Here is an 8,291-nt window from a genome sequence, read left to right as displayed (position 1 = left end):
TGCAGATGTCGCAATCCACACCGAGCCAGAAGGCCCTTACTCATTTCAAGACCACCCGACCGTGAACCCCGTCACCAACCTCTGTGGTCAGTACAGCTAGGTCCTGCCGGCGGGCCGGTCACGGCGAAGGGCCCCGGGGGATCCCGGGGCCCTTCGCCGTACGCTCCGGTCACTTCTTGTAGAGCGCCTCGATCTCGGCGGCGAAGTCCTTCAGCACGACGTTGCGCTTGAGCTTCAGCGAGGGCGTCAGATGGCCGCTCTCCTCGGAGAACTCGGCGTCCAGCAGGCGGAACTTCTTGACCGCCTCGGCGTGCGAGACGGCCGCGTTGCCGTCGTCCACCGCGGACTGCAGGGCGGCCAGCAGGTCCGGGTCGTCGGCGAGCTCGGCGACGGTGGCGGTGGCGGGCTTGCCGTTGAGCTCCTTCCACTTCGGGAAGAAGTCCGGGTCGACGGTGACCAGGCAGGCGATGAAGGGCTTGCGGTCGCCGACCACCATGACCTCGCCGACCAGGGCGTGGGCCCGGATCCGGTCCTCGATCACGGCCGGGGCGACGTTCTTGCCGCCCGCGGTGACGATGATCTCCTTCTTGCGGCCGGTGATGGTCAGGTAGCCGTCGGAGTCCAGCGCGCCCAGGTCGCCGGTGGCGATCCAGCCGTCCTTGAGGGTGTCGGCGGTGGCCTGCGGGTTGTTCCAGTAGCCGGTGAAGACGTGCGGGCCCTTGAAGTAGACCTCGCCGTCCTCGGCGATCCGGACCGAGGCGCCGGGGACCGGCTGGCCGACCGTTCCGATCTTCGGCTTGTCCCACGGGTTGAAGGCGGTGGCCGCGCAGGTCTCGGTGAGGCCGTAGCCCTCCAGGACGGTGAAGCCGATGCCCCGGTAGAAGTGGCCGAGCCGCTCGCCGAGCGGGGCGCCGCCGGAGATGGCGTGGGTGGCCCGGCCGCCGAGGGCGGCGCGCAGCTTGCTGTAGACCAGCTTGTCGAACACGGCGTGCTTGAGCCGCAGCACCAAGCCCGCGCCGCCGGCGTCCAGCGCCCGGCTGTAGGCGATCGCGGTGTCGGCGGCCTTGTCGAAGATCTTGCCCTTGCCATCGGCCTGGGCCTTGGCGCGGGCGGTGTTGTAGACCTTCTCGAACACTCTGGGCACGCCCAGGATCAGGGTCGGCCGGAAGGCGGCCAGCTCGGCGGTGACGTCCCTGATGTCGGAGACGTGGCCGAGCTTGATCGGGGCCATCACCGGGGCGATCTCGGCGATCCGGGCGAGCACGTGGGCCAGCGGCAGGAAAAGCAGTACGGAGCTCTCGCCGGTGCGGAACAGCGGGGCGAGGCGCTCGACCACGTTGCCGCACTCGGCCAGGAAGTTGCCGTGGGTCAGCTGACAGCCCTTCGGGCGGCCGGTGGTGCCCGAGGTGTAGACGATGGTGGCGATGGAGTCGGGGCCGGCGATCGAGCGGCGCTCGTGGACCGTCGTGTCCGGGACGTCCTGCCCGGCCTCGGCGAGCGCGGCCAGCGCGCCGTCCTCGATCTGCCAGGTGTGCTTCAGCTCCGGCAGCCGGTCGCGGACCTCGCCGAGCACCTGGACGTGCTGGGTGGTCTCGGTGATGACGGCGACCGCGCCCGAGTCGCCGAGGATCCACTCGACCTGTTCGGCGGAGGAGGTCTCGTACACCGGCACGGTGATCGCGCCGGCCGTCCAGATCGCGAAGTCCAGCAGCGTCCACTCGTACCGGGTGCGGGACATGACGCCCACCCGGTCGCCGGGCCCGATGCCCGCGGCGATCAGGCCCTTCGCGGCGGCGTGCACCTCGGCGAGGAACTGGACCGAGGTCAACTCCTGCCAGCGGCCGTCCACCTTCCGGCTGAGCACCGCGACGTCCGGGTGCTCCTCGGCGTTCCGGTGCACAGGGTCGGCGAGGTTACCGCCGCTCGGTACCTGGTAGAGGGCCGGAAGGCTGAAGTCGAGCAAGACTGCTCCTCGTTCGCGACGCTGCGGGACGGCAGGACGTTACTGCCCGGTAGGCAGCTTCGACCAGGGGGGTCGGCCCCGGTGTTCGAAGTGTCACACCCGGCCGGGTCGGACCAGGCCGTGACCGGGTCGTTCGACTGGCACCCTACGACAGCCCGTTGGTGACCGGCCGGTAGCATGCTCGGCCGACCGGCCCGGACGGCCCGCGGCCGGTGCCCCCGACGGCCCGCCCCGGTGCCCGCGCGGCCGAGTCGATCGCCGGTCGCGATAGCCTGCTCCGGGCGGATCGGGCCGAGCGCGCCTCGACCCGGACCGGCAGCCAGAGGGACGACGCGGAGGGCCATTCCATGGCGGAGCACACCAGGTCGAGCATCACCATCGACGCGACCCCGGCCACGGTCATGGCCGTGATCGCCGACTTCGCCGCCTACCCGGCCTGGACCGGCGAGGTCAAGGAGATCGAGGTCCTGGAGACCGGCGAGGACGGCCGCGCCGCGAAGGTCCGGCTGCTGCTCGACGCCGGCGCCATCCGCGACGAGCACGTCCTCGCCTACACCTGGGACGGTGACCGCGAGGTCGGCTGGACCCTCGTCCGCAGCCAGATGCTCCGCTCGCTGGACGGCTCCTACACCCTCGCCCCGCTGGCCGGCGGTCGGACCGAGGTCACCTACCAGCTCGCCGTGGACGTCAAGATCCCGATGCTCGGCATGATCAAGCGCAAGGCCGAGAAGGTCATCATCGACCGCGCGCTGGCCGGACTGAAGAAGCGCGTCGAGGGCTGACACGGCGGAACGGGGGCTGACGGCATGACCGCGACACGCACCATCCTGGTCAGCGGCGACACGGGCGCGCCCGCCGTGGCCGCCGCCACCGCCCTGCACGCCGCCGGGCAGGGCCACCGCACCTGGCTGCTGGCCGCCGACGACCCGCACCGCGCCCTGGACTCCGCGCTCGGCATCCGCCTGGAACCCGAACCGTACGGTTACGCGCCCGGCCTGACGGTCTCCCGGATCGACGAGCAGGCCGCCTTCCGCTACGCCGTCGGCGAGCTCACCGGCCGGCTCAAGCCCGCCCTCGACCTGCTCGGCGCCGAACAGCTGGACCCCGAGGAGCTGACCGCCCTCCCCGGCATCGCCCGGCTCGCCCTGCTGCGCGCCCTGCCCGCCGCCGACCACGACGTCCTGGTGGTGCTCGCCCCGGCCCCCGCCGAGCTGATCGCCACCCTCGCCCTGCCCGAGCAGCTGACCCGCTACCTGGACCGGCTGGTCCCGGAGCAGCGCCAGGCCGCCCGGGCGCTGCGCCCGCTGCTGGCCGGGCTGGCCGGCGTCCCGATGCCCGCCGAGTGGCTGTACGAGGGGCGCACCAAGGCCGCCGCGGTGCTGGCCGAGTCCCGCGCCGCGATCAGCGACCCGGGCACCAGCGTGCGCCTGGTGGTCTCCGCCGACGGCCACCCGTACGAGCAGCTGCGCCGGGTCCGGGCCGGGCTCGCGCTGTACGGGCACCGGCCGGACGCCGTCGTGGTGCACGGCGCGCTGCCCCCGGCCGCCGTCGCCTCGCCCGACCCCTGGCTGGCCGAGCTGGCCCGCCGCCGGCAGCAGGAGCTGGACCGGCTCGCCGCCGAGACCGACGCCCCGGTGCTGGTCACCGGCCTGGCCGAGGGCACCCTGGAGGCCGTCGCCGAGCGCCTGTACGGGGACGGCCCCGGCCCCGAGCGGCTCGAACCGCAGCCCTGGCCGGTCGAGGACCGGCTCGCCGAGGAGGGCCTGCTGGTCTGGCACCTCGACCTGCCCGGCGCCGACCGGTCCGGACTGGACCTGGTCCGCCGGGGCGACGACCTGGTGATCGGCCTCGGCGCCCACCGCCGGGTGCTCCCGCTGCCCGCCGCGCTGCGCCGCTGCACCGTCGCCGGGGCCGGCCTGCACGAGGGCGTGCTCTCGGTGCGGTTCGCGCCCGACCCGGCGCTCTGGCCGCAGGGCTGACGGGCCTTCCGGCCTTTCGGCCCGGTACGGCCGGTCGGGTAGCGTCGGGCCGAAGGGCCGCGGGGTGCGGCCACGGCTGAGGAGGCGCCCGCGATGACCAGCACCGACGACCGTACCGAGCCCGGCGGCGAGCAGGGGAGCGGGTCGTCGCACCCGTTCGGGCCGGAACTGGGCCCGCTGGTGGACGAGGTCCGCCGGTTCGCCGACGCCGTCGGCGAGAAGGCCCAGGAGGCGAGCGCCACCACCCTGATCGCCCTCTCCGGCCTGGCCGACCGGCTGCGCACCCAGCAGCCGGAGGTCTACACCCACCTCGCCGCGGCCGGCTCCGGGCTGGCCGCCGCGGGTGCCGAACTGCTGGCCGCCTACCGGGCCGCGGTGGCCGGGCACGAGCAGCGCTGGACCTCCGGGGAGGGGGCGCCGGTGGAGAAGATCGACCTCGACGCACCGGGCCGGGCGGAGGGCGCCGACGAGGCTGACGGGCCGTCCGCCAAGCAGTGAATCCGTAACTTTCGCAGCGTGACCGCGTTGCTCTCTTACGTCACGAAGATGGAGATTAGATACGACTTTTGAAGCGTCGCGGCCCGGCTTTCCCGGAATTGTCTTCGGATAATGTATGCGAGGCTGTGTACGGGGGCAGGGTTGGGCGGTACCGTTCCGTCCAGCGGGAACGAGTGAATAGCTGAGGGACACATGGCTCTGACCATCGGCGTCGATGTCGGCGGAACCAAGATCGCGGCAGGTGTGGTCGACGAGGCGGGCGCGATCCTGGCTCGGACCCGGGTGCCCACCCCGGCCGACCCCCAGTGGGCGGTCGACGCCATCGCGCAGGCCGTCCGCGAACTCAAGGACCAGCACCCCGGCGTCACCGCCGTCGGCGTCGGCGCCCCCGGCTTCGTCGACAGCAACCGCTCCACGGTGATCTTCGCGCCCAACATCGACTGGGAGAACGAGCCGCTGCGCGGGCGGATCGAGGAGCTCACCGGCCTGTCCACGGTGGTCGAGAACGACGCCAACTGCGCCGCCTGGGCCGAGTTCCGCTTCGGCGCGGCCGCCGACCACCAGGACATGGTGCTGATCACCGTCGGCACCGGCATCGGCGGCGGCATCGTCCTCGACGGGCGGCTGCACCGCGGCCGCTTCGGCGTGGCCGGCGAGATCGGCCACCTCAACATGGTCCCGGACGGCCTGCAGTGCGGCTGCGGCGGCAAGGGCTGCTGGGAGCAGTACGGCTCCGGGCGGGCGCTGCGCCGCTACGGCCGGGAGAAGGCGGCGGCCGACCCGGTGCGCGGCCGGCGGATGCTGGAGCTCAACGACGGCGTCGCCGAGACCATCCGCGGCATCCACATCACCGAGGCGGCCGAGGCGGGCGACCCGCTCGCCCTGGAGTGCTACGCCGAGCTCGCCGACTGGCTGGGCCGCGGCATGGCCGACCTGGCCGCGCTGTTCGACCCGGGCGTCTTCGTCCTCGGCGGCGGCGTCTCCGACTCCGGCCGGCTGCTGCTCGACCCGGTGGCCAAGGCCTTCGAGCACTACCTGACCGGCGGGGTGCACCGCCCGCGCGCCGAGGTCGTGCTCGCCTCGATGGGCTCCGCGGCCGGCATCGTCGGCGCGGCGGACCTCGCCCGCACCTGACAGCTATTCCCCCTTCGCCGCCGGGGCGCTCGGACCCGGTGCCGACGGTCGTCGGGCACGTCACTCCCTCCTTCGTCGGGAGCTGGGCCCTCCTTCCTTTCGGCACCGGCGCGCCCCTTCGGTTCAGGGGGGTGATTCCCCCTTCGCCGGTACTGCGGCGCAGGGGTGTGAGACCCGCCGGTGGCGGCGCGACCGGGCCCCGACCGATCCCGGCTGCGCCGCCACCGTCGCATCAGGAACTACCGTCCTCCGTGGTGACACCGCACAGGGGAGGACCACGGATGACCGTCGCGCCCATCGAACCGCCGCCGGGCGGCCCGCGCCGACTGCGCCTGCTCAGCTACAACATCCGCTCGCTGCGCGACGACCGGCGGGCGCTCGCCCGGGTGATCCGGGCCTGCGCGCCCGACCTGGTCTGCGTGCAGGAGTCCCCGCGCTACTGGCGCCCCGAGGGCCAGGCGGCCTGGCTGGCCCGCAGCACCGGGACGGTCGTGCTGTCCGGGGGCGGTCGGACCGCCGCGGGCCCGCTGCTGCTGGGCCGGCCCGGCGCGGTGGAACTGCTGGGCGTGCACGACCGGTTGCTGCCCAAGACCCGCGGCCTGCACGCCCGCGGTTTCGCCACCGCGCTGCTCCGGCTGCCCGGGAGCGCACCGTTCGGCGTCACCAGCTGCCACCTCAGCCTCGACCCCGAGGAGCGGTACGGGCAGTTCGAGCTGCTGCTCGACCAGCTCACGATCGCCGAACAGGGCATCGTGGCAGGGGACTTCAACGAACACCCGGACGGGCCGGGCTGGCAGCTGCTGGCCTCCCGGATGTGGGACGGGTACCCGACCGCGCCCTGGGGCGGCGAGTTCACCTCCGTACCGGAGAACCCCTACCAGCGGATCGACGCCGTCTTCGCCACGCCCGGGATCACCGTGCTCGGCTGCGGGGTGCCGCACGGCCTGCCCGGAGTGACCGGGGCCGACCTGCGGGCCGCGACCGACCACCTGCCGGTGCTGGCCGTGCTCGAACTGCCGGAGGGCCGACCGTGAACCCCGTCACCAACCTCTGTGGTCAGTACACCTAGACCACCGCGCCGTGGTCCGGGTCCTCCGGCTCGTCCTCGTCGCGGTCCTTCATCCGGGCGACCAGGGTGACGAACCCGCCCAGGAAGGCGGTGATCCCGACCCAGGCGGGCCAACCGGCGATCTCCCGCCACACCACCGCGTCGATCAGCAGCAGCAACGGGCCGCCGAGCACCGCGAGCCAGGCGAACTTGGCGGTCACGTCGGCGGGCGGCAGCGGCGGGGGCTCCGGCGGGACGAAGTGGCCCTCGTCGGGGTCCTCGGCCAGCTCGAAGTCGCGCGGGCCGGTGCTCCCGGCCGGGAGCACCGGTCGGCCGGAGCGGGGGCGGGGCTGCGGGGCCAGGTCGGCGAGGTCGTCCGGTTCGCCCCGGCCCTCCTTGGGGCCGGAGCCGTCCTTGAAGCCGCCCTTGAGTTCGTTCTGCGCCCGGAGGTTCTCGACCTCGGGCCAGTTGGGGTTGGTGAGGTCGACCGGGTCGTCGAACTGGGCGACCAGCGCGGCGAAGATCGCGTCCTGCTCGGCCTGGGTGCGCTCGGGGGCGCTGCGGCGCGGGCGAGGCTCCACGGGGGTGTCCGCCTCGACGGCCTCCTCGGCGGCGCCGTCGGTGCCCGCGGGGGACGCCGCCGCGGCGCCCTGGACCGTACCGTCCTGGACCGTGCCGTCGCCGTGGACGGTGGCGTCCTGCGGCACCCCGTCCGTCCGCGCGCCGTCCTCGCGGGGCTTGTCGTCCCCGCCGCCCGTCGTGCTGCTCTCGTGCACTTCCGGCCCTTCAGCCATGGTGATCGTCGGATTCGGCCCTGTCGGCGCCCGCCGCGAGTGCGGGAGCCAGCCGTCGGATGAAGTCCAGGCTCGCCGCGAATATTTCCGCCGCGTCGTGGTCCAGCGTCGCGACGTGGAAGCTGCGTTGGCACAGCCGCTCGGTCACATCGGTCGAGGATATCCGGGCCAGCACCAGTTCCGAGTTGGCCGGCGAGACCACGTGGTCCTGCGGGCTGTGGAAGAGCAGCACCGGCTGGGTCACCTCGGGCAGCCGCCGCTGGACCTCCTGCCAGAGCCGGCTCAGCGACCAGGCGGCGTGCAGCGGCGTCCGGTCGTAGCCGAGCTCCCGCACGCCCGGCTTGTGGATGTCGTTCGCGATCCCGGGCACGCTCGGGACGAGGTGCCGGAGCACCGGGAGCAGCACGCCCGCGGGGGTGTCCGAGCGCACCGAGGGGTTGACCAGCACCAGCCCGGAGACCGTCGGGCCGTGCTCCGCCGCCAGCCGCAGCGCCAGCGAACCGCCCATCGACAGCGCGCAGACGAAGACCTGCTCGCACTCCTCGGCGAGGGTCAGCAGTTCGCGTTCGACCGTCGCGTACCAGTCCTCCCACCGGGTGACCTGCATGTCCTGCCAACGCGTGCCGTGCCCCGGCAGCAACGGCAGCGAGACGGTGAACCCGGCCGCGGCCAGCTCCTCGGCCCAGGGCCGCATCGACTGCGGCGACCCGGTGAAGCCGTGGCACAGCAGCACCCCGACCGGTCCGCCGCGGTGGCGGTACGGTTCGGCACCGGGCAGCAGCGGCATGGCGGACTCCTTCGCGGGCGGGTGGCGCTGGGGGAGGTGACGCTGGGAGGGGAGCTGCAGGAATCCGCATCGTCCCACGCGCCGCGCC

The 8,291-nt window shown here is 73.6% G+C and carries 8 protein-coding genes; 5 read left to right on the top strand and 3 right to left on the bottom strand.

Annotated features, from left to right (window positions below):
• Positions 1–169: 169 nt before the first annotated feature.
• Positions 170–1,963, bottom strand: coding sequence for an AMP-dependent synthetase/ligase (locus tag ABTZ03_RS26915; protein ID WP_350515652.1), 1,794 nt, complete (start codon positions 1,961–1,963; stop codon positions 170–172).
• A gap of 347 nt (positions 1,964–2,310) precedes the next feature.
• Between ABTZ03_RS26915 and ABTZ03_RS26910 the strand changes: the two genes are divergently transcribed.
• The 5 genes from ABTZ03_RS26910 (at position 2,311) to ABTZ03_RS26890 (ending at position 6,608) form a co-directional block, all read left to right on the top strand.
• The gene (locus ABTZ03_RS26910) at positions 2,311–2,745 is read left to right on the top strand and encodes an SRPBCC family protein (protein WP_350515651.1); all 435 of its coding nucleotides are present in this window, start codon (positions 2,311–2,313) and stop codon (positions 2,743–2,745) included.
• Positions 2,746–2,769: 24 nt separating this feature from the next.
• Complete coding sequence (locus ABTZ03_RS26905; protein ID WP_350515650.1) at positions 2,770–3,942, top strand: ArsA family ATPase; 1,173 nt, start codon at positions 2,770–2,772, stop codon at positions 3,940–3,942.
• Between the two features lie 93 nt (positions 3,943–4,035).
• Positions 4,036–4,440 carry a DUF5304 family protein gene (locus tag ABTZ03_RS26900; protein ID WP_350515649.1) on the top strand — a complete coding sequence of 135 codons (405 nt, stop codon included), beginning with the start codon at positions 4,036–4,038 and terminating at the stop codon, positions 4,438–4,440.
• Positions 4,441–4,632: 192 nt separating this feature from the next.
• Positions 4,633–5,574, top strand: coding sequence for an ROK family glucokinase (locus tag ABTZ03_RS26895; RefSeq protein WP_350515648.1), 942 nt, complete (start codon positions 4,633–4,635; stop codon positions 5,572–5,574).
• A gap of 281 nt (positions 5,575–5,855) precedes the next feature.
• Positions 5,856–6,608: an endonuclease/exonuclease/phosphatase family protein gene (locus tag ABTZ03_RS26890; protein ID WP_350515647.1), complete on the top strand. Its 753-nt coding sequence runs from the start codon at positions 5,856–5,858 to the stop codon at positions 6,606–6,608.
• A gap of 31 nt (positions 6,609–6,639) precedes the next feature.
• Here ABTZ03_RS26890 and ABTZ03_RS26885 read toward each other — a convergent pair whose 3' ends face one another.
• Entirely contained in the window at positions 6,640–7,398 is a 759-nt protein-coding gene (locus tag ABTZ03_RS26885) for a hypothetical protein (RefSeq protein ID WP_350515646.1), read from the bottom strand.
• A 10-nt stretch (positions 7,399–7,408) separates the two neighbouring features.
• Positions 7,409–8,203, bottom strand: coding sequence for an alpha/beta hydrolase (locus ABTZ03_RS26880; protein WP_350515645.1), 795 nt, complete (start codon positions 8,201–8,203; stop codon positions 7,409–7,411).
• Between the last annotated feature and the right edge of the window lie 88 nt (positions 8,204–8,291).

The organism is Kitasatospora sp. NPDC096077 (genome assembly GCF_040303245.1).
GTDB lineage: Bacteria > Actinomycetota > Actinomycetes > Streptomycetales > Streptomycetaceae > Kitasatospora.
This window is presented reverse-complemented; position numbering and strand designations above follow the sequence as displayed.

Bases quoted from the DNA above. Each gene is read 5' to 3' on its own strand.
- ABTZ03_RS26905 (WP_350515650.1), top strand. From the start codon at position 2,770: ATGACCGCGACACGCACCATCCTGGTCAGCGGCGACACGGGCGCGCCC.
- ABTZ03_RS26880 (WP_350515645.1), bottom strand. From the start codon at position 8,203: ATGCCGCTGCTGCCCGGTGCCGAACCGTACCGCCACCGCGGCGGACCG.
- ABTZ03_RS26895 (WP_350515648.1), top strand. From the start codon at position 4,633: ATGGCTCTGACCATCGGCGTCGATGTCGGCGGAACCAAGATCGCGGCA.
- ABTZ03_RS26910 (WP_350515651.1), top strand. From the start codon at position 2,311: ATGGCGGAGCACACCAGGTCGAGCATCACCATCGACGCGACCCCGGCC.
- ABTZ03_RS26900 (WP_350515649.1), top strand. From the start codon at position 4,036: ATGACCAGCACCGACGACCGTACCGAGCCCGGCGGCGAGCAGGGGAGC.
- ABTZ03_RS26890 (WP_350515647.1), top strand. From the start codon at position 5,856: ATGACCGTCGCGCCCATCGAACCGCCGCCGGGCGGCCCGCGCCGACTG.